Origin of the sequence: Vibrio kagoshimensis, assembly GCF_050337535.1 — a bacterium.
GTDB lineage: Bacteria > Pseudomonadota > Gammaproteobacteria > Enterobacterales > Vibrionaceae > Vibrio > Vibrio gallaecicus.
In genome coordinates this window covers 33,340-54,358 of sequence record NZ_JAKJSZ010000005.1, presented here as the reverse complement: position 1 = coordinate 54,358, position 21,019 = coordinate 33,340, and the positions used below count along the sequence as shown (strand labels likewise).

General features: G+C 42.4%; 20 protein-coding genes and 1 pseudogene. All 21 read right to left on the bottom strand.

Annotation, left to right across the window (positions count from 1 at the left end; genetic code table 11):
• Positions 1-6: 6 nt before the first annotated feature.
• The gene (locus tag L4C37_RS05205) at positions 7-513 is read right to left on the bottom strand and encodes a DUF2802 domain-containing protein (RefSeq protein ID WP_429768052.1); all 507 of its coding nucleotides are present in this window, start codon (positions 511-513) and stop codon (positions 7-9) included.
• Positions 513-998: a chemotaxis protein CheW gene (locus L4C37_RS05200; protein WP_137372322.1), complete on the bottom strand. Its 486-nt coding sequence runs from the start codon at positions 996-998 to the stop codon at positions 513-515. The genes L4C37_RS05205 and L4C37_RS05200 overlap by 1 nt, the downstream gene beginning before the upstream one ends.
• 36 nt (positions 999-1,034) lie before the next feature.
• Complete coding sequence (locus L4C37_RS05195) at positions 1,035-2,117, bottom strand: chemotaxis protein CheW (RefSeq protein ID WP_429768051.1); 1,083 nt, start codon at positions 2,115-2,117, stop codon at positions 1,035-1,037.
• Entirely contained in the window at positions 2,104-2,886 is a 783-nt protein-coding gene (locus tag L4C37_RS05190) for a ParA family protein (RefSeq protein WP_273294830.1), read from the bottom strand. Before L4C37_RS05190 ends, L4C37_RS05195 begins: the two co-directional genes overlap by 14 nt.
• A gap of 9 nt (positions 2,887-2,895) precedes the next feature.
• Positions 2,896-3,990 carry a protein-glutamate methylesterase/protein-glutamine glutaminase gene (locus L4C37_RS05185; RefSeq protein WP_137372319.1) on the bottom strand — a complete coding sequence of 365 codons (1,095 nt, stop codon included), beginning with the start codon at positions 3,988-3,990 and terminating at the stop codon, positions 2,896-2,898.
• Between the two features lie 13 nt (positions 3,991-4,003).
• Entirely contained in the window at positions 4,004-6,196 is a 2,193-nt protein-coding gene (locus tag L4C37_RS05180) for a chemotaxis protein CheA (RefSeq protein WP_429768050.1), read from the bottom strand.
• A 9-nt stretch (positions 6,197-6,205) separates the two neighbouring features.
• The gene (locus tag L4C37_RS05175) at positions 6,206-6,943 is read right to left on the bottom strand and encodes a protein phosphatase CheZ (protein ID WP_137372317.1); all 738 of its coding nucleotides are present in this window, start codon (positions 6,941-6,943) and stop codon (positions 6,206-6,208) included.
• Positions 6,944-7,049: 106 nt separating this feature from the next.
• The gene (gene cheY, locus L4C37_RS05170; protein WP_012603445.1) at positions 7,050-7,418 is read right to left on the bottom strand and encodes a chemotaxis response regulator CheY; all 369 of its coding nucleotides are present in this window, start codon (positions 7,416-7,418) and stop codon (positions 7,050-7,052) included.
• A 42-nt stretch (positions 7,419-7,460) separates the two neighbouring features.
• Complete coding sequence (locus tag L4C37_RS05165; protein ID WP_137372316.1) at positions 7,461-8,195, bottom strand: RNA polymerase sigma factor FliA; 735 nt, start codon at positions 8,193-8,195, stop codon at positions 7,461-7,463.
• Positions 8,188-9,075, bottom strand: a complete 888-nt coding sequence (locus L4C37_RS05160) for a MinD/ParA family protein (protein ID WP_137372315.1) — start codon at positions 9,073-9,075, stop codon at positions 8,188-8,190. Before L4C37_RS05160 ends, L4C37_RS05165 begins: the two co-directional genes overlap by 8 nt.
• A 13-nt stretch (positions 9,076-9,088) precedes the next feature.
• Positions 9,089-10,567 (bottom strand): flagellar biosynthesis GTPase FlhF, encoded by a 1,479-nt coding sequence (gene flhF, locus L4C37_RS05155; protein WP_137372314.1) that lies wholly within the window; start codon positions 10,565-10,567, stop codon positions 9,089-9,091.
• Positions 10,568-10,594: 27 nt separating this feature from the next.
• Positions 10,595-12,694, bottom strand: a complete 2,100-nt coding sequence (gene flhA / locus L4C37_RS05150) for a flagellar biosynthesis protein FlhA (protein ID WP_137372313.1) — start codon at positions 12,692-12,694, stop codon at positions 10,595-10,597.
• Positions 12,695-12,902: 208 nt separating this feature from the next.
• Entirely contained in the window at positions 12,903-14,033 is a 1,131-nt protein-coding gene (flhB, locus tag L4C37_RS05145) for a flagellar biosynthesis protein FlhB (RefSeq protein ID WP_137372312.1), read from the bottom strand.
• Between the two features lie 9 nt (positions 14,034-14,042).
• The gene (gene fliR, locus L4C37_RS05140; protein ID WP_273296934.1) at positions 14,043-14,825 is read right to left on the bottom strand and encodes a flagellar biosynthetic protein FliR; all 783 of its coding nucleotides are present in this window, start codon (positions 14,823-14,825) and stop codon (positions 14,043-14,045) included.
• Positions 14,826-14,828: 3 nt separating this feature from the next.
• Positions 14,829-15,098 (bottom strand): flagellar biosynthesis protein FliQ, encoded by a 270-nt coding sequence (gene fliQ, locus L4C37_RS05135; RefSeq protein ID WP_137372310.1) that lies wholly within the window; start codon positions 15,096-15,098, stop codon positions 14,829-14,831.
• An 11-nt stretch (positions 15,099-15,109) separates the two neighbouring features.
• Entirely contained in the window at positions 15,110-15,943 is an 834-nt protein-coding gene (fliP, locus tag L4C37_RS05130; RefSeq protein ID WP_429768143.1) for a flagellar type III secretion system pore protein FliP, read from the bottom strand.
• Between the two features lie 37 nt (positions 15,944-15,980).
• The gene (gene fliO / locus L4C37_RS05125) at positions 15,981-16,373 is read right to left on the bottom strand and encodes a flagellar biosynthetic protein FliO (RefSeq protein WP_429768142.1); all 393 of its coding nucleotides are present in this window, start codon (positions 16,371-16,373) and stop codon (positions 15,981-15,983) included.
• A gap of 26 nt (positions 16,374-16,399) precedes the next feature.
• Positions 16,400-16,810 (bottom strand): flagellar motor switch protein FliN, encoded by a 411-nt coding sequence (fliN, locus tag L4C37_RS05120; protein WP_137372307.1) that lies wholly within the window; start codon positions 16,808-16,810, stop codon positions 16,400-16,402.
• A gap of 24 nt (positions 16,811-16,834) precedes the next feature.
• Entirely contained in the window at positions 16,835-17,881 is a 1,047-nt protein-coding gene (gene fliM / locus L4C37_RS05115) for a flagellar motor switch protein FliM (RefSeq protein WP_137372306.1), read from the bottom strand.
• A gap of 7 nt (positions 17,882-17,888) precedes the next feature.
• Complete coding sequence (fliL, locus tag L4C37_RS05110) at positions 17,889-18,383, bottom strand: flagellar basal body-associated protein FliL (protein WP_429768049.1); 495 nt, start codon at positions 18,381-18,383, stop codon at positions 17,889-17,891.
• A gap of 62 nt (positions 18,384-18,445) precedes the next feature.
• Positions 18,446-20,236, bottom strand: a pseudogene (locus tag L4C37_RS05105) (flagellar hook-length control protein FliK); the annotation flags it as partial.
• Positions 20,237-21,019: the final 783 nt, after the last annotated feature.

The following is a 21,019-nucleotide window of genomic DNA, read 5'->3' as shown; positions in this document are numbered from 1 at the left end:
AGAACACTAGCGTCGTTGCGATTTTCTTCTATCTTGGTGATGAGATCTTTCATGATTCGATGAAGGATCGCTGCGTAACGGTGGAACCTTTTCTTTTCCTGCTAGCTTGTTCTGTAATGACATCATCAATTCAGCTTCAGCTTTTGGTAATTCACATTCCTCAATAAGCTCATTGATACCAGCGCCAAGTTGTACCATCTTAGTCGCTCTTGTATAAAGCCGACCGTCAGTGTCTACATGTTCAAGCTCTACAATTCGTTCGCTAAGATGTTTAATAACATCTTCTTGCTCTGTCACTTTTTGACCTAAACCAATAACAACAGAACGAACTTCTAAAAGTTGTTTACTTGATTTTTGAAGTTCTTTCTCAAGATTACGAACGTGCAGTCGAGATTGATCTACTTGTTTCTGAATAACATTTTTCACACGGGTCAATAACCCGATAAGAAGTAAGCTAATCAACCCTGCTCCAATCAGTAATAAAGCAGGGCTTATTTGAAATGCATCAAACATTATAGGTGAGCCATCTCATCCCATTCGTCTTCGCTTAATAATTTGTTAAGGTCGACTAGAATAAGTAGTTTGCCGTCTCGGTTGCTCACACCTTGGATGAACTTAGCACTTTCATCAGTACCCACACTTGGCGTTGTATCGATTTCAGAAGAACGCAAGTACACCACTTCAGCTACGCTATCCACCAGAATACCAATAACTTGACGCTCAGATTCAATCACAATAATACGAGTATTATCAGTGATCTCACCTTGCATTAGACCAAATCGAGAGCGAGTATCAATAACTGTGACAACATTACCACGCAGGTTGATAATCCCTAGTACATAGTCAGGAGCGCCAGGTACAGGAGCAATTTCGCTATAACGTAATACTTCACGAACTTGCATTACATTGATGCCGTAAGTTTCCTCTTCTAGTTGAAAAGTTACCCACTGAAGCACTTCATCATTACCTTGATCTTTTCTTACTTCAACTTCGTTCATCTTTAATCCTCTTAATGTCGTGCCCGACTTATTTTTTTAATCTAATGCTTTTACATCAAGCCCTGCATTAAGCATAGCTATTAATGCTTCAACGTGAATCAAAGCACACATTTTTTCCTTCACCATACCAGCGAGCCATGGTCGTTTACCTGCCATTTCTCGCCAGCGTACTTTGTCTGCATTCAGTAGTTCGGTACCTTTGAGCTCAGTACTTGCTAAGCCCCATAAGCTTTCACCAAGCATAACGATGTATTGGTACTTTTCTTTGTACTCATCATCCGTTAATTTTTCTGGCATTACCCATTTTGCAGTATCAACTACATCAAGCTGATTATCTTTATTGGTCTGAAGACCAAGATACCACTTAGGTCTACCAATCAAATGACTCACATCACCAAGTTGATGAATACCACCTAATTCATCTAGTGGGACCGCAAAAGTGACACCATTTACATCAAAATAGAGCACTTGAAAATCTTCACTTCGTATTGTGCTTTTCCAAGTATCTAAATCACTGCCACCACTTTCAGTCTGTAATTCAGTTTCAGGTAGGCTTGGTGCTTCAATTTCTTTTTCTTCAATAACCGTAGTATCTTCAGCTATTGATGCTGCCGCAGATAGAGCTTGTTTAGCCCATAACGCTTCATCCGATATTCTTTCTTCAATTTCTGGTTCTGGTTCTGGTTCTGGTATATCCCAGCCTTGAATTTCTTCTTCAACAATCGCAGTATCATTAACAGGAATAGATTCTGGAACTGCTTCTTCCGCCTGCAAAGCTATCTGCTGAGTATTTCTATCCATGACTTCATCGAGGTTTAATTCTTCCACGATGTTAGTCGATTCCAATTGACTTAGAAGCTTTTGGACATCTTCTAAGTTTGGAACTTCAAATTCTTGAGCCCTAAGTTCAGCATACGTTGAAAACGTTTTAGGCTGAGGTTGTGGCTCTGGCTCTGGCTCTGGCTCTGGCTCTGGCTCTGGCTCTGGCTCTGCAGATGATAAATCACTCGCCTGATTAATCAGCGGATTTTCTTCATCAAATTCAGGCGTTTCATCTAATAGCGCAGTAAAGTAATCATCTAGAGCTTGTTCGCCAGATAAACTGTTAGTGATGCTCATTTATCGCCAACCTCTCAAGGTAAATAAGCAATTGTTTATACGCAAAAACACCACGGCTACCGGATGCAAAATGAGAAGCGGGGAGCCTTTTCAAACTTGCATCTCTAAATTTCGTATCTATTGGTACAGCTGATGTCCAAACTTGGTCTGGATATTCTTGCTTTAACTGAGTCAGTGTTTGTAAAGAAGCCTTCGTTCGCTTGTCATACATAGTCGGCACAATAGTTACCTGAAAAGGTGACTTTCGAGATTTCTGCATAATGGTAAGCGTTCTGATCATTCGCTCTAAGCCTTTTAATGCTAAGAATTCTGTTTGAACAGGGATCAAAATTCTGTCACTGGCTGCCAAAGCATTAACCATCATCACACCCAAAACCGGCGGACAGTCAATTAACACATAATCATATTCACCTTGCAGTGCTGTGATTGCTCTTTTTAGAATCAACCCCATACCGCTACGATTCCCCATGACACGATCAAGTGTGGCAAGTGACATATGCGCAGGAATAATATCGATCCCTTCAACTTCTGTTTTTAAAGTAAGTGGTTTAACACTTTGCTTCGAAAATTCACGAAGTTGAAAAAGATCAAATAAACTGGCTTCAACCGTATCTGAATCATAACCCAGATACGTGGTTAGTGATGCATGAGGGTCGGTATCCACAAGTAACACTCGGTGCCCTTTTTGACTAAGTAAGCCAGCTAAAGTAACCGTTGTTGTGGTTTTTCCAACACCACCTTTTTGGTTTGCAACACTCCAAACTATCATGTGCTATACCTACGATAATCCAACTTCGACAAGCATTCTTTCAGCAATTCGCTCTAATGGTAGATCTTCTGTTGAGATCCCCGCTTTCGCGACAGCTTGAGGCATACCGTAAACAACACAGCTTTCTTCATCTTGTGCCCAGATTGTTGCACCTGCCGATTTAAGCATGCGAGCACCTTCTCTGCCGTCTGCACCCATGCCTGTAAGCACCATAGATAAGACCTTATCACCGTATATTTTCGCTGCAGAACCAAATGTCACATCAACACAAGGTTTATAGTTCATTCGCTCCCCACCATCTAGAATGCGAAGACGTGAAGAACCAGCTCTGCCATCAATCATCATTTGTTTGCCGCCTGGAGCTAAATAGGCAACACCAGGCTTTAACACATCACCATCTTGCGCTTCTTTCACTTCGATTTTGCATAAAGTGTTCAAACGGCTAGCAAAAGCGGCAGTAAAGGTAGCCGGCATATGCTGAATTAGCACAATGGGATGAGGGTAATTAGCAGGTAAACGAGTCAGAATTTTTTGTAACGCAACAGGACCGCCAGTTGATGTCCCAATTGCAGTTAATTGATACTTTTTACCTGATGCTCGATATTTAGCTTTAACCACTGATGCTGGTTTTGCCGTTGTCGCTGTTTGGCGAACAGGCGCTGATGCAGTAGGAGCTGGACGAATTGGAGCTCGGCGCATCAATCCACGTTTAGAAGCGATTTCTAGAACTCGCTGCTGAAGTAAAACAACCGCATCGTCCCTATTTCGGGCAATATCTTCAAACTTCTTAGGTAAGAAATCTAGAGCACCCGCGTCTAATGCATCTAACGTTGCTTTAGCACCGTCGTGAGTCAGTGAAGAAAACATCAAAATCGGAGTTGGGCAAGCAGCCATAATTTCACGGACAGCAGTTATGCCATCCATAACAGGCATCTCAATATCCATAGTAATCACATCAGGTTTGAGCTGCTTTGCTTTTTCTACTGCTTCTTTACCATTTACTGCAACATCTAGAACTTCTAGGCGAGCCTCTGAATTAATGATCTCACTTACGCGACGGCGAAAAAAGCTCGAATCATCAACGACTAATACTTTAATCGCCATAGTCTATCCTTAATTAAATTCTTGAAGCAGCTGCATACTGCTTTAGTAGATCAGGCACGTCTAAAATCAATGCAATGTGCCCATCACTTGTAATTGTCGCACCTGCCATACCTGGCGTTCCTTGCAACAAGTTATCTAAAGGTTTGATAACCACTTCTTCTTGTCCAATCAAGGTATCAACCACAAAACCTACACGTTGACTGCCAAGTTGCACAATAACAACATGCCCATGTCCCTTACGTAGTTCAATAGTGCCAGCTTGCGGCGCTAACCAATTCTGTAGATAAAATAGTGGGATTGACTTGTCTCTAACAATAATAGTCAATTGCCCATCAACCACATTGGTGCGGCTTAAATCTAGATGGAAAATTTCATTTACAGATGCAAGTGGTAGTGCAAATGGGTGACCCGCAACACCAACCATTAACGTAGGTAAAATTGCTAACGTTAGAGGTACTTTGATTGTAATCTTGGTCCCTTTACCCAGCTCTGAATCGATATCAATAGAGCCATTTAGAGTATTGATTGCTGTTTTAACAACATCCATACCAACACCACGACCTGAGATATCTGAAATCTTTTCTTTACTAGAGAAGCCTGGAGCAAAAATTAAGTTGAAGCACTCTTTGTTTGATAAACGCGAAGCCGCGTCTTCATCCATAATCCCTCGTTTGACCGCAATCCCACGTAATACATCTGGGTCCATACCACCACCATCGTCAACGATAGCCAGTTCAATATGGTCACCCTCTTGAGAAGCTGAAAGGATTACTTTACCAGTACGAGACTTACCAACAGACAAACGGTCTTCTGGCATTTCAATTCCGTGGTCAACCGAGTTACGAACCAAGTGAATAAGTGGATCGGCAAGAGCTTCTACTAAGTTCTTATCTAAATCAGTTTCCTCTCCACGCATTTCAAGAACGATGTCTTTTTTCAAGCTACGTGCTAGATCACGTACAACGCGAGGGAATCGACCAAATACTTTCTTGATTGGTTGCATACGCGTTTTCATTACCGCGCCTTGCAAATCAGCTGTTACTACATCTAGGTTAGAAACGGCTTTCGCCATTTCTTCATCATTACTATTTAGCCCTAAGCTCACTAGACGATTTCGTACTAGAACAAGCTCACCGACCATATTCATAATGGTATCAAGTGTTGAGGTGTCAACACGAACGGTAGCATCCGCTTGAGGCTTCTTAGTTGCCGGAGCCTTCGCTTCTTGTTTTGCTGGGGCTTTCGCTACTGGTTCAGCTTTAGCTGCCGGTTTAGGGACAGGTGCTGGCGCAGGAGGCGGTGTTGGTATAGAAGCTGCTGGTGCAGAAGGAGCAGGTGCGGCTGCCGGTTTGGTTGCAGCATCCAATTCTTCAACAGATGGGCCATTACCCGAACCGTGTAATTGGTCAAGTAAGCTTTCAAATTCAGCATCCGTCATTAGATCGTCACCAGCAAATGCAGAAGTAGCTGGCGGCGGTGTAACTGGCGGTGGCGGAGGTGGCGGTGTGACATCATTAGACGTCGGGCTATTGCCGGTGCCATGCAACTCATCAAGCAACTTTTCAAACTCATCGTCTGTAATATCACCTGAATCAGACATCGCTGATACTGGAGCAGGTGCAACAGGGGCTGAATCAGCTGCTGCGGCATTTGGAGCGCCACCTTTACCATGAAGTTCGTCTAGTAATTTCTCAAACTCATCTTCAGAGATTTCATCAACTGAAGATGCGCTAATATCTGTTGCTTGTACAACAGGCTGAACTGGCTCAGGAGCTGAAACTGGGATTTCAGGAATTTCAACAGGCGCGTCAGCAGATTCTGGTTTGCATAAGCGATGAAGCTCATCAAGTAACTCTTGAGTAGCAGGAACCAAAGGCTCTCTATCTTGCACAGCTTGAAATTGAACGTTAATAGTATCAAGTGCCTGAAGCATCGTATCCATTAAACCAGCGGTTACACTGCGTTGACCATTTCGCAAAATGTCGAAGATGTTCTCAGCACCGTGACAAGTATCAACCAGCTCCGTCAATGCTAAGAACCCAGCGCCACCTTTCACCGTGTGGAAACCACGGAAAATTGCGTTTAATAAATCTTTATCATCAGGGTTATTTTCTAATTCTACTAACTGTTCTGATAGTAATTCTAGAATCTCTCCAGCTTCGACTAAAAAGTCCTGAAGAATGTCTTCATCTAATTCGTAGCTCATACGTTACCTTTAAAATCCGAGACTGGATAACAAATCATCGACTTCATCTTGCGATGCAACCGCATCTTCACGTTCTTCAGGGTTTAGAATTGGCCCCTCAGCTTCGATGGATGCTTTTTTCTCTGCATCGGTATTCTGTTCTGATTGATTTGCCCCAAAGACAGTAAGGATCTCAACTAAGCGACCTTCGACTTCATTCACTAAGGTAATCACTTTAGTAATGATCTGCCCTGTTAAATCTTGGAAGTCTTGTGCCATTAAGATTTCGGTTAATTGCCCACGTAGTTCGGTACTATCACCTTCTACTTGAACCAACAACCCATCAATGCGGTGACATAGAGCTTTGAATTTCGCAAGCTCAATTCGACCGTGCATCAGTTCATTCCATTGCGGCCTAACTTGGAGTAAGCACTCATGAAGGTTGTCTGCAATTGGCATACAACGATCGACAGCATCCATCGTTTTGTTGGCAGCAATCTCTGTCTTATCTATGACGTATTGAAGGCGATCCCTTGCGTCAGGGATTTCGTCATTCGCGATAACACTCATGCGATCGTCAAAGTTAAATTGAGTTAATGAGTCATGTAGATCACGAGTAAGCGTACCAATCTCTTGAAGCATTGGATTATCTTGAAGGGTCGTATTATCACTATCTTCATAAATGCTTTTAACAAGAGAGTCAGCTTCTTGCTGCTCGTGATTTTCAAGCAACTGCACCAGTTTTTTTGCTTGTTCTAATGAAATCATCCTGATCAGGCCTTTCTCCGCATGTTTCTTACGCTTCTTAAATAAGCCCACATAAATGGCTGTTTGCAATTAATTAGGAAGCGCCTTGAAAACAAGTATTCCGTGCTTATAAACGCTCGAAAATCTTGTCTAGTTTTTCTTTTAGAGTTGCAGCTGTAAATGGTTTAACAATGTAACCATTTACGCCAGCTTGTGCTGCTTCAATAATTTGCTCACGTTTTGCTTCAGCAGTGATCATCAGAACAGGCAAGTGCTTAAGTTCAGCATCAGCACGAACGTGCTTCAATAGGTCGATTCCTTGCATTCCTGGCATATTCCAGTCAGTTACTACGAAATCGAACTCACCTTTTTTAAGCATTGGTAGCGCAGTTAAACCATCATCCGCTTCTTGAGTGTTATTAAAGCCCAAGTCACGTAATAAGTTTTTAACAATACGGCGCATCGTTGAAAAGTCATCAACAATGAGAATTTTCATGTTTTTGTTCAAAATTGCCTCCACTGAGTAGAACCAGTGTTGTTAGTCGTTCTGAGTCCATGCACTTAGTTTAGTGCGTAGACGCTGCATAGATTGGCTTAATATTTGGCTGACACGAGATTCGCTGACACCTAATACTTCCCCAATCTCCTTCAAGTTTAATTCTTCATCATAGTAGAGCGAAAGTACTAAACCTTCACGCTCTGGAAGTTGTTTTATCGAATCAATTAATGCTTGGCGGAATGACTCATCGGCAACACCTTGAAAAGGAGTATTATCATGTGAGTCATCATTAGGAGATATCGCGTCGTCCGACACCCCTAAATCTTCTATTCCAACCAATCTTGAACAATTGATGTCAGTAAGTGCACTGTGGTATTGCTCAAGTGAAAGTCCCATATGCTTAGCCACTTCGGCGTCACTAGGGTCACGGTTGAGTACACTTTCAAGCTCTGAGATCGCGCTGCTAATTTCGCGATTATTTTTATGTACGGATCTCGGAACCCAATCTCCACGGCGGATGTCATCAAGCATCGCACCACGAATTCTTATACCGGCGTAAGTTTCAAAACTCGCGCCCTTTGAGCCATCATAATTTTGTTGAGCTTCAATCAAGCCTATCATTCCAGCTTGAATTAAATCATCAACTAATACGTTAGGCGGTAATCGCCCTAATAAATGATGAGCGATACGTTTAACCAACACAGAGTACTTCTCAAAAAAAGCCTGCTGGCTATTGAGGTTTGCATGCTGATCATAAGTAAGCGCTTTATTCACCAAACGGTTCCTCTAAGAATTCATTACGATTTAGCAATCTTTCTACAAAAAACTCCAAATGACCACTAGGTGTTTTTGGAATTGGCCAAGTTAAGGCTTTATTGGCTAAAGAGCTAATTGCCAAAGCAGCTGGCGAACGAGGGAACGCATCCACTACGATCTTTTGTCTCTTAACTGCTTGTCGTACTTTATCATCTAAAGGAATACATGCTACGAGTTCGAGGCTCACATTCAAGAAGCGCTCTGTGACCAAGGTCAACTTTGCAAATAATTCTCGACCCTCGCGGTAGCTTCTGACCATATTTGCAACAACTTTGAAGCGCTGCACCTGATGTTCTCGGCTTAATAGCTTAATTAAAGCATAGGCATCAGTAATAGATGTAGGTTCATCACAAACAACAATAACAACATCTTGAGCGGCTCTTGAAAAGCTCACTACCATATCAGATATACCAGCAGCCGTATCAATTAATAAGATGTCCATTTCATCTTCTAATGAACCAAATGCACGAATAAGACCAACGTGTTGAGCGTGAGAAAGTTCAGTCATACTCTGTGCGCCAGAAGTCGCAGGTATGATTCGAATACCATGAGGACCTTCAACAATTGCGTCTTTTAGCTCACATTCACCAGCCAGTACATGCCCTAAGTTACGTTTGGAACGAATACCTAGCATGACATCTACATTCGCTAATCCTAAATCAGCATCCAAAACCATAACCTTTTTACCTTGACGAGCCATACAAATGGCAAGCCCTAAGGTTACATTCGATTTACCGACACCGCCTTTACCACCTGTAACCGCAATTACTTTAGTAAGTGAAGGCTTTGTTAAGCGACGGAGGCCGCTAGCTTGATCATGTATCATATTTTGAGTCATATTTGTCCGCCGCCTAGAGTCCTTCGGAATCACTGTTCCAGTAATGAGGTTCATTCTCTGTTGATTTTTCAAGCAAGTCGTTAGCCTTAGCAATCATGTACTTTGGCTGTGCTATCACAATATCTTCAGGAACTCGTTGGCCATTTGCTATGTAAGCAACTGGTAATGCATTTTGAATTACTACACTGATGAATTCACCCAAACTCAATGATTCATCAAGTTTAGTCATAATGCATCCCGAAAGAGGAATGCGTCTAAAATGTTCAATTGTCTCTTGCAATACTTTGCGTTGGGCTGTAGCAGGGAGAACTAGGTAACTATGAATCACAGATCCACTCTCTTGCATTAGCGTATCTAACTGTTCCGATAAACGAACATCTCGCTGCCCCATACCTGCTGTATCGACTAAAATCAGTCGTCGATTACGTAGCTGATATATTACATCGGCTAACTCACTGGAATCTTTAGCAACTCTTACAGGACAACCCATAATTCTGCCATAAATTGATAATTGTTCATGAGCACCGATACGGTAAGTATCTGTTGTAACCAACGCGACGTTGTCTGAGCCATACTCCATAGCTGCACGCGCAGCTAATTTTGCAACTGTCGTCGTTTTACCTACTCCAGTAGGTCCAAGCAAGGCAACAATGCCACCTCGCTTCAAAATATCTTTTTGAGTAACCGTTATTTGGTCTGCAACTAGTGAAAGCAAAGCCTTCCACGCTCGGGCCGGTTTTGTATCTTCGGGAATATAGCAGGCCATTTGGTCTGCAAGCTCAGAAGACACACCCATGCGTTCTAATCGTTTGATCAACATTGCTCTTAAAGGTTCACGGCGTTCGACTTCTTGCCACATCAGTCCGGAAACTTGATGCTCTAATAAACGGCGAATAGACGTCATTTCTTCTCGCATCGTTTCCATCTCGGTATCAGAGCTTTTTTGTGGGCTTGATTCACGACCTCGGTCGTAACGAGTAGGATCAAGTCGTGGAGCGGGACGCTCAACACGACGATCTTCAGAGATAAGCTTTGCCAACCCTGATTCATGACCGAAAGCGCCGTCAACATTGTGCGAACTCTTAGCCTGTCGATTTAGAAGAGCTGAAAGTGAATCTTCATTCTCCGCTTTATGCTCTTGTGTTTCATCCGCCCCGTTACTGTATTGCTTTAGCATATTGGCAAATCGTTTTGTCATCGAACGACCTGCTTCTGAGTTCGCATTCAAGCTCACTCTGTCATCTTCTAATGAACGACGTGCAGCAGTAGCTGCGGATGAAGACATTTGTGTGTATTGAGCTTGCTGCTTCTGAGGCTGAGTTAAACGTGGGTTTGAGGAGGAATTACCCGCTTCACCATCAATAGCCGCTACTATTTCAACCCCACCAGCGACTTTTTTGTTTGACATGATCACAGCTTCCGAGCCAAGTTCTTCTTTAACTTGGAGGAGCGCCGTTCTCATATCTTTGGCAAAAAACCGTTTAATTTTCAATTCAATAATCCGTATTGTTTAGGGGATCTAATTACCGACAGCTTGCACTATTCGTATCTGTTTTTCGTCTGGTATTTCTTGATAAGAAAGTACCCTTAAGCTAGGGATCGTATTCTTAACAAATTTGGCGAGTGTAGAGCGTAATACCCCAGAAGTAAGTAGCACCGCTGGTTCGCCTTTCAATTCTTGTTCTTGTGTTGCTTGGCTAAGTGATGTTTGCAACCTTTCAGCAAGACCCGGCTCTATACCAGCCGATTCACCACCCGACGCCTGCATGGTTTGATGCAAGATTTGTTCCAACTCAGGTATTAGAGTAATTACTGGCAATTCTGGCTCTATACCATTGATTTCTTGAACAATTAATCGTTTCAAAGAAATTCTCACAGCAGCTGTAAGTATGTCAGGTTCTTGACTCTTGCTTGAATACTCTGACAACGTCTGCACAATCGTTCTTATATCTCTTATAGGTATAGCTTCATTTAACAAGTTTTGTAGGACCTTAACCACAACTCCTAACTGCAATTGGTCAGGAACAAAGCCTTCTACAAGCTTAGGTGTCGAGCGACTCAGCATTTCGAGTAAGTTCTGAACTTCTTCATGTCCAATCAACTGAGAAGCATTATTCGTCAATAATTGACTTAGATGTGTAGCTAGAACTGTTGAGGAATCTACAACCGTATAACCAAGAGCTTGTGCATGCTCTCGTTGCTCTTCACGAATCCAAACAGCTTCCAGACCAAAAGCGGGGTCAATCGTCGGTTCACCGTCAATCATGCCATAGACTTGACCTGGGTTAATTGCGAGTTCTTGATCCGGTCTGATCTCTGCTTCCCCAACGGCTACGCCCATCAAAGTAATTCGGTAACTGTTTGGCGTTAATTCCAGATTGTCTCGTATATGTACGGCAGGGATTAGGAAGCCAAAATCTTGCGAGAGTTTTTTTCTAACCCCTTTAACTCGTTCCAACAATTCACCACCTTGGTCTCGATCAACAAGTGGAATCAGTCTATAACCGACCTCAAGCCCTATGATATCGACAGGTTGAACGTCGTCCCAAGAGAGTTCTTTCTGGGAGGCTGCTTCACCACCTCCTTCAACCGCTGCGGGTAAACTCGGCTCTTTTTCTGCTTTTTTCTGTTTTCTATCTATCATGTAAGCACAACCACCCGCGATCGCAGCAAGGCTTAAGAATGAAAAATGTGGCATTCCAGGTACAATACCCATCACACCTAAGATAGCAGCGGTGATCATTAAAGCTTTAGGGTTATCAAACAGTTGGAAAACTAACTGCTGCCCCATATCTTCATCGGTATTCTGACGAGTTACCATCATCGCAGCAGCGATAGAAAGAAGTAGCGATGGAATTTGAGCAACAAGGCCGTCACCAATAGTCAGCAAAGTATAGATTTCGATTGCTTCTCTAAAACCTAAATCAAACTGAACCATACCGATACTCAACCCACCAATGATGTTGATGAATAGAATCAAGATACCGGCAATCGCATCACCTTTTACAAATTTTGATGCACCATCCATTGAGCCGTAGAAGTCAGCCTCTTTGGTTACTTCAAAACGACGAGTACGCGCTTGTTCTTGGTCGATAAGCCCAGCATTTAAATCGGCATCAATCGCCATTTGTTTACCAGGTAACGCATCTAGCGTGAAACGAGCACTTACTTCTGAGATACGACCAGCACCTTTGGTTACAACCATAAAGTTAATAATCATTAAGATTAAAAACACGACTAAACCAACTGCGTAGTTACCACCGATAACCACATTACCGAAGGCTTCGATAACGTTACCTGCAGCGTCGCCCCCTTCATGACCATGGAGCAATACCACACGTGTAGAAGCAACGTTTAACGCTAGCCTTAACAGAGTTGCAATTAAAAGTACGGTAGGGAAAGCGGCAAAATCTAATGGTCTACGGGTATAAACCGTCACTAAAAGCACAACCATTGAAAGAGCAATATTGAAGGTAAAAAACATATCCAACAGAAAAGCTGGGATAGGTAATACAACCATCGCGAGTGTTGAAAGCACCATAACAGGCGCGCCAATTGCTGGCATCGCTCGGTTAGGGATGTTGGGAAGCTTATTCGCAAACGGTAAAGAAAACTTCATAAGTTATAGCTACGTCTCGGTTAATTCGGTTAAGAGCACATTTGAGATGTCTTGCTCATGTGTGAGGCTGAAAAGAAGTGCTCATAGGTATAGCAATCTCTATACCACTGTTTTCGTCAATTTAACGGCGCTGAGTTTATATTAAAAAACGAAACGAATGAATTAAGTATTTCATTCCTATCCAATATAGCTATTAATGACAAAGCAATTAGTGACGTAAATCAGGAGGTATAGGCAAGTTAGTATCTTGTAATTTAGGGCGCTGACCACCTTTCTTTCTGTATTGTTTTAGTTGGAAAACATAGGCCAGTATTTGTGCCACTGCCGTGAACAATCCATCTGGAATTTCTTGTTCCAGCTCTGTCGTATGATACAGAGCTCGGGCTAAAGGAGGTGCCGGGACAATATATATATCATGCTCTCTAGCGACTTCTCTTATCTTCATCGCCATATGGTCAACACCTTTGGCAACAACAACTGGTGCTCGGTCTTTATCTTGCTTATAACGAAGCGCGACAGAAAAGTGCTCTGGGTTAGTGACGATCACATCAGCTTCAGGCACATCTGCCATCATTCGTCTTTGAGCCGCTTCACGCTGGAGCATACGAATACGCCCTTTTACTTCCGGCTTACCTTCCGTATCTTTGAATTCATCTTTCACTTCTTGCTTTGTCATTTTCAATTGATCGGCATGCTGCCAAATTTGAAATGGAATATCGATAGCGACCACTATCAATAAAGAGCAACTAATCAATAAAATGAAATTAAGTAAGATATCCAGAGCATGGATAATATTCTGCGGATAAACATCCAAACTCAATTGCATCAGATCAGCCTGAGAGGCTTGAATAAGATAAATCGCAACACCAGATACAAGCGCCACTTTTAATATGGATTTTAAGAGCTCAACCCAACTTTGCAGACCAAACATACGTTTAATGCCACTGAGTGGATTCAACTTAGATGCTTTCGGCATAGCGGCTTGCATTGAAAAGTTAATACCACCTACGCCAGCTGCACCAATGACAGCAGCAACAAAGAGTGTCATTAGAATAAGGAAAAGTGGGAAAAGTAGATTAACCATCGCCCCACCTGCAATTTCTAGCAATTTTGTGACATCAAAAATCTCTTCTCGACTCAGCGAAAACAAACGCCCCATCATTTCTAATAGCGCTTTTGCCATGGATTCGCCAAACCACATCAATGCAATTGCACCAACGATAAGTACTGAAGCTGACGCTAATTCTTTTGACCTTGCAACCTGCCCTTTCTCTTTTGCCTGTTGCAAGCGTTTGGGCGTGGCGTCTTCTGTGCGTTCTTGACCGTCTGACTCTGCCAATTCAGCCTCCTAACAATTCAACCGGATCAAGCGACAAATTTGTTGCTCACCCTGCATCCAGAATAGCTCATAGTGACTATATAAGCCGCCTAAAATATACCAGCACAGTAATAAACCTACTAACAATGCAAATGAAAAGCCTAACGCAAAAATATTTAGCTGAGGCGCGGCACGAGTCATAACACCAAACGATAAGTTAATGGTCAGTAGAGCAATAATGCCAGAAAGAGACATAGCCAAAGCCGTTTTGAACATAATGCCAAGCCAGCCAGCCAGCTCACGAAAATCAACCGCAGTCAAAGAACCACTACCAATTGGTAGAGTTGTAAAGCTGAAAATAACCAGCTGCAGCATTTTCAAATGACCGTCAGTAGCCAAGAAAAACATCGTCGCGAGGAACATGAATAATTGACCTAAAACGGGCGTATTTTGCCCGTTTGCTGGGTCAACCATAGAGGCAAAACCCAAACTTGATTGCATACCAAGAATTTGACCAAGCATAACAAAAGTTTGAATCATGAACTGGGTAACAAAGCCCATAGCCACACCAATGACTACTTGCTCAAAGAGCGTTAAAAAGCCTTTAAACGAAAGTAATTCAATTTCTTGAGGTACAGCAGGAATCGCAGGCATCACAGCAAAGGTTATGGCTAAACCTAAATAAAGTCGGATTCTTGGGGAAACAAAACGAGCTCCTGTCACCGTCATAACCATCAGCATTGCTGAGATGCGAGTATAAGGCCAAAAGTAATTTGCCAGCCAGTCGAGAACAACCGTAGTTGGGTATTCCATTCGCTAGTACAGAACCTGAGGTAAGCGTTCGATAAGTTCGAAGAAAAACTCCATCATCATTTGCGTCATCCAATGGGCAAACATCATGAGGGCAAGCAAAGTCACGATTAAACGAGGTAAGAAGCTTAATGTTTGTTCATTGATTGACGTTGCAGCTTGGAAGATTGCAACGATCAAACCAATCAATAAGCTTGGAATAATGATTGCGCACACCATGACAAGAACCATCCATAGTGCGTCTTGAAAGAGGTCGACAAATATCTCTGGATTCATAAATACTCCAGCTACAAGGCGAAGCTACCGGCGAGCGTGGATAATATGAGGTTCCAACCGTCCACCAGCACGAATAGCATTAATTTAAATGGCAAGGATACAATCATAGGGGAAAGCATCATCATACCCATAGCCATCAACACTGAGGCCACCACCAAGTCGATAATCAAAAACGGCAAGAACAGCATAAAGCCTATTTGAAATGCGGTTTTAAGTTCGGAAGTAATGAATGCCGGAATGAGCACCGCCATTGATACATCTTCTGGGTTCGTAACTTCAGCACCAGATATTTGCACAAAGGTTTCCAAGTCTTTTATTCGGGTTTGCTTCAACATGAAGGCTTTGATCGGCTCTTGAGCCACGTCAAATGCTTGCCTTGCTGAGATTTGTTCATTCAAATAGGGCTGAACAGCTTGCTCATTTACCTGATTAATCACAGGTGACATGATGAAAAAGGTTAAGAATATGGCGATGCCAATAATAACTTGGTTTGAAGGCGTTTGTTGCAAACCCATTGCCTGACGCAAAATCGACATCACAACAACAATACGAGTGAAAGATGTCATCAAAATAACCATGGCAGGCAAAAAGCCGAGCATCGTCATTAACGCCAGTATTTGCAGGTTTATGGAGTAATCTTCGCCACCTTGCGCATTCGTCGTCATTGTGAATGCAGGAATACCCGCGCCATTACCACTAATACTGGATGTTGATAAGGTTTGAGAATTAGCTTGAGTCTGGTTAAGAGCATTGACGGTTATCGAACTTGCTCCCGCTGTATTCGCTGGGATTGGAGTCTCTAACTCAGATTGAGCAAAAGCCGATGCCGAAAATAAAATCGACATCCACAATGAAAATTGCAGAATCAGTGCTTTGGCACGGTTACTTTTTAGCATCTTTCTTTAATAGCTGGGAAAGCTGGCTTGAAAACGCGCTTTTTTCCAGCATCTCCTGTGTGAGAGGTTTATCAAGCTTAGAAATCAATTGAATTGAATGAGCTGTAATGCCGACAAGAAATTGCTCTTCTCCTGCCTGAACAATCGCAATGCGCTCTTTAGTTCCAACAGCAATTTGTCTAACAATAGACAAACCTTGCTGATTCGTCATTGTCGGGACTTGCATACGTTTAAGTAACCAAGCAAGAAACAATATGAAGACAATAACGAAAAGTAGCGACCCAAATGTGGTCGCTAAGTCTAAAGAGTCAGCACTGGCAGCAAAAGTAGCTGGAGAGATTGATACCATCAAACTGCCAATAAGCACACGAAGACTCATGTGCTTAAAACGAGGCTGAATGCTCATTAACGCAGTTTCTTAATGCGTTCAGTCTGGCTAATTACATCCGTTAAACGGATACCAAACTTATCATTGACGACAACGACTTCGCCATGGGCAATCAAAGTACCATTAACCATTACATCCAATGACTCACCTGCAATACGGTCCAATTCAACAACAGAACCTTGGTTCAATTGAAGAAGATTACGAATGCTGATTTGAGAGCGTCCAACTTCCATCGAGATGGTGACTGGAATATCCATAATGGTATCCAGTTTACGACGTTCATCTTCAGAAATTGGGGTCGAAGAATCTGTTAGTTCATCAAGGGGCGCTGCTAGTACATCATCCACATCAATTGAAGGTGCTGCTGGGTCTTCACCAAGTGCGGCGGCCCATTCGTCTGCTAGCTTTTGGTCTTCACTAGGTTCCATTACAAATTCCTATTTAATCTTGCTTTATTCTTCAGTTTCTTCATCGCCATCAAGGTCAGACATTATATCTTTGCCAAGGAATGCGAGATCTGTTTTCACTACATGCGGTCTTTGAATTTTTTCAGAAACTTGAACCGCTAATTTTTCACCTGAACGCCCCATTTTTACACGGTAAGTCGGCAGTTCCTCAACAAACATGGTGGCATGTTCCGGCATGTCAATTGGAATAACATCCCCAGGGATCAACTCCATTAAATCTCTTAATGAAATATCACGTTCAAGTAAATTCACTCGAAAATTAACCGGAACATCCATGATTTCATCGCGAAGTGCACTACTCCAACGCACATCAGTTTCCATTTTGTCCGACTGGACACCAGCATCCAGAAGTTCACGAATAGGTTCAACCATGGAGTAAGGCATCACAACGTGAAAGTCGCCTCCACCACCGTCTACTTCGATATGGAATGAGCTAACTACAATCACTTCCGTAGGGCTAACAATGTTCGCCATGCTTGGGTTAACTTCTGAATCTAAGTATTCAAATTCAACCCCCATTACTGGAGACCATGCTTCTTTGTAATCTTCAAATACGATTTTCAGTAAAAGCTGGATAATACGTCTTTCTGTCGGCGTGAATTCACGCCCTTCGATTTTTGCGTGAAATCGCCCATCACCACCGAAGAAGTTCTCAACCAAGATGAAAACTAAACGAGCCTCCATGGTGATCAAAGCGGTACCTTTCAAAGGTCTAAAGCGCACCATATTTAAACTAGTGGGTACATATAATGTATTTTGATATTCACCAAACTTCATCATTTGTACGCCATTGATCGAAACCTCGGCTGTTTTACGCAACATATTAAATAAGCTGATTCGCATGTGTCGTGCAAAACGTTCATTAATAAGTTCAAGCGTAGGCATTCGACCACGAACAATGCGGTCTTGAGAAGAGAAGTCGAAGTTAACGGCATTTTCGTCTTCGGGTTCTAATATATCATCAACTTCATCAACGTCATCGACACCATGTAAGAGTGCATCAATTTCGTCTTGGCTTAATAAATCGGTCACGAGTTACCTATTGAATAACAAAATCAGTGAATAACACTTTTTCTATAACAGGCTTGCCTACCGCTTGGGTTAAGCTTGCTTTAATATCTTCAGTTGCTTTATCACGCAGCTCTATGCGACCTGTTGGCGAACGAAGTTGGTCAACCGTGGCAGAGGCAAATGTAGCAAGCAACGTACTTTCTACTAGTGGAGAGTGGTATTTAGCCATTTCTTCATTTTCACTACCGCGCACCATAAGCTGAGCTTTGATCTGAACTAAGCGATCTTTAGAATCTCCAGATACATTAAATAAAAATGGCTGAGGAATATTTACGTAAGCGACAGGTTCTGTTGCAGCAACGACAACTTCTTCTGTTGCATTTTCTTCACTTGAAGAATCATCAGAGCCCATTAAGAAAAATGCTGCACCACCGCCACCAACAAGTAGTACGACAACAGCTATTATGATAATGAGTAGTTTACTCTTCCCTTTTGGTGCATCTGCTTGTTGTTCATCTGCCATGATATTCTCTAAAGTAGTAATCGTTGATCTGTATGCGCTTCTTAACAAAGACATTTGTTAGTTTAAGCATAATAGCTAATTCCATCACGCTTTGATGCGACATTCAATTCAAGATTGACATCAGACTCAAGGTTTTCTCCACCTTGACCATCATTTGTGCGGTTACCGCCTGATTGTTGATCGTTTCCACCGCTGTTATATCTGTCTTGACCTTGCCCGGAACTTTGCTGCTGTACTGATGATTCAGCCAACTGTAAACCTTGCTGGGCAAGCATCTCTCTTAAACGAGGTAATGTTTGCTCGATGATATCTCTAGCTTGCTGGTTCGCAACCGTGAAATGAACGTTGGCAATATCATTGTTCATCGTCATTCGGATTTGCATGCGACCCAATTCAGGTGGGTCAAGTCGAATATCTAAGTTCTTCAAATTCTTCGACATCATCATTTGAACCTTTTCAGCAACCTGTTCATTAGCCAGTTCTTTCGTTAGCTGAAGTGGCGCTTGTTGAGCAGCTTGAATTTCAGCTCTTGTAGGTGCGGTACTTGGCATACCTTGCTGACCAGAAGCCGCTGCAATTTGCTGCGCTAGTGTTCCTTCTTTACCATCATCTTTCTGAGTGGTTTTAGATAAACCGGCCAGTGCGGCACCACTAATGCCCGCTTTTAAAACTGCCTCTGAAGGTGATGATTTTGCTGCACTTAATGCCGCATCAGGAACTGCACTGAACGGAGTTGTTTGAGCAAATGCTGCTGTATTATCTAGGCTTGTAGACGCAACTGATGCTGAAGATGCTGCCATCGTTTTATCCGCGGCTGAGGCATTTTGTGCTAGCGCTTGCTGAACGGAAGCTGCAACACCGGTTTGAGCCGTTTTTGTCGCAATTGAATTTTCCGAACTCGCTTTATTTTCAGCCGTAACTTTTACGTCAGTTGCCGAGCTTCCCCAAGCGATAGCGTTGGTCGGGAGTTCACTTTCAGCAGCTGCCGCAGCACTATCATTATTTGGGCTCCCCACTACTTGATAATATGATTCTTGGCTAAGAATACCTTTTTGATAAGCTTCAGTATAAAGCTGTTTTGCTTGCGCTGTTACAGTTACAAGTTGCTCATTCAACGCTTGAAGGTCTTGTGTTGCTTTCTCTAACAATACTTGCTCTTCAGCTACTAATTCAGTTCCACTCGCTTGTTTAACTTGTAATTCATTAACCACAGCTTCTGCCATACTAATTTGGGCATTCAGTTGATTAATTGCCTGAGTATGCTGCTCAACTTCTATAACTAACTGCGCATCACTTTCAGATAATTCAGGAGTTCTTCCTGACTGCATCATATTCGCGGTCAGTGCTGCTGAGCTGCTTAAATTTGAAGTTTGGTTAAGTTCCGCATTCACTTTTTCATTCTGTAAGCTGGCTTCAAGCTGTTGTATTGTCACGCCCTGATTAAGTAATTGCTGTACCTGTTGATCACTTAATGAAGAGACAGGCGCTCCTTGTGTCAGCTTCATGATTGCTTTTTCATTCGCTTCTACCGCTAACTGCTCCTCGGATTTAACAAGTATCTGGTCTGAGTTTGTTGAAGGAATAGTACTAAGGGGTACACCTGCCGTTCCAGCAACAGATGCAGCCTCGCCAGCACTAGAAGAACTAATAACTTGTGAGTTAGTCATAGCTTGTGGGTTCAACATAGCTTGCGCATCTAACTTACCTAATGCCGTTATAGGTACTGATACTCCCCCACCTTCAGAGCTGACTTGAGGCAAAGCCTTGCCGTTCGCTTGCGGCTGAAGTGTCTTATTCGCTTCATCGAGCTGACCAAGTAATTTATTACCTTCATTCATCGCAGCAGAGGCTTTCACCGCAGTTTCCGCTTTGATGCTTTCGCCTTGCCCTTGAGTTGTATATTTACTTAAAGGAGAAACTGAACCTTGACCTGATTTGGTCTTAGAGTCTGATTCCCCTTTAGAGTCAGATACAACTTTAGAATCTTTGCCAACAAGGCTTTCATCTACTTCGCCTTTAGTTATTTCAGAGGTCTTCAGTGCTTTATTATCAGAGGTAACCTGCTGGTTAGATGAATCTAATGCTGCTTGAGATTTAACATCACCCTTACCCAGTTCAGATTCATCATTATTTTTAGCCTGTTTAAGCAATGTTTCTTCAGATTCATCCGAAGTAAGCTGTTGTTCGCCTTTATTTTTACTACTTCCAACACCTTCAGGTTCACTTGAAGTTTGTTCGCTTTGTTTTCCTTTGGAAGCATCTGAAGCCACTTTTTCAGAGCTATCGTCTGATACTTTGCTTTCTGATTGGTTTTTTACAGATTCTACATCTGATTTAGAGCTTGTTTCCTTCGATGAAAAAGCCTCTTTGAGTGTTTCAAAGAAACCTTTAGAACTGCCACTTTCTTCTGTTTTTATATCAGCAGCATTCGACTCTAATAATGAAGAGGTTTTATGACTCGTCGAACTTGAAGGAAGGCTTATATTCATATGTCTGGCTCTATCTATTCGCGTCACTGCTAACAATTAAGTAAAGCAATGAAAAGAAAGTCGGACGCATTTAAAGTAAGAGGTAAATGCGTGTATCAAAGATAGATAAAGCAAGAAATACGCCAGAAGTTAAACAAAATGAATGTG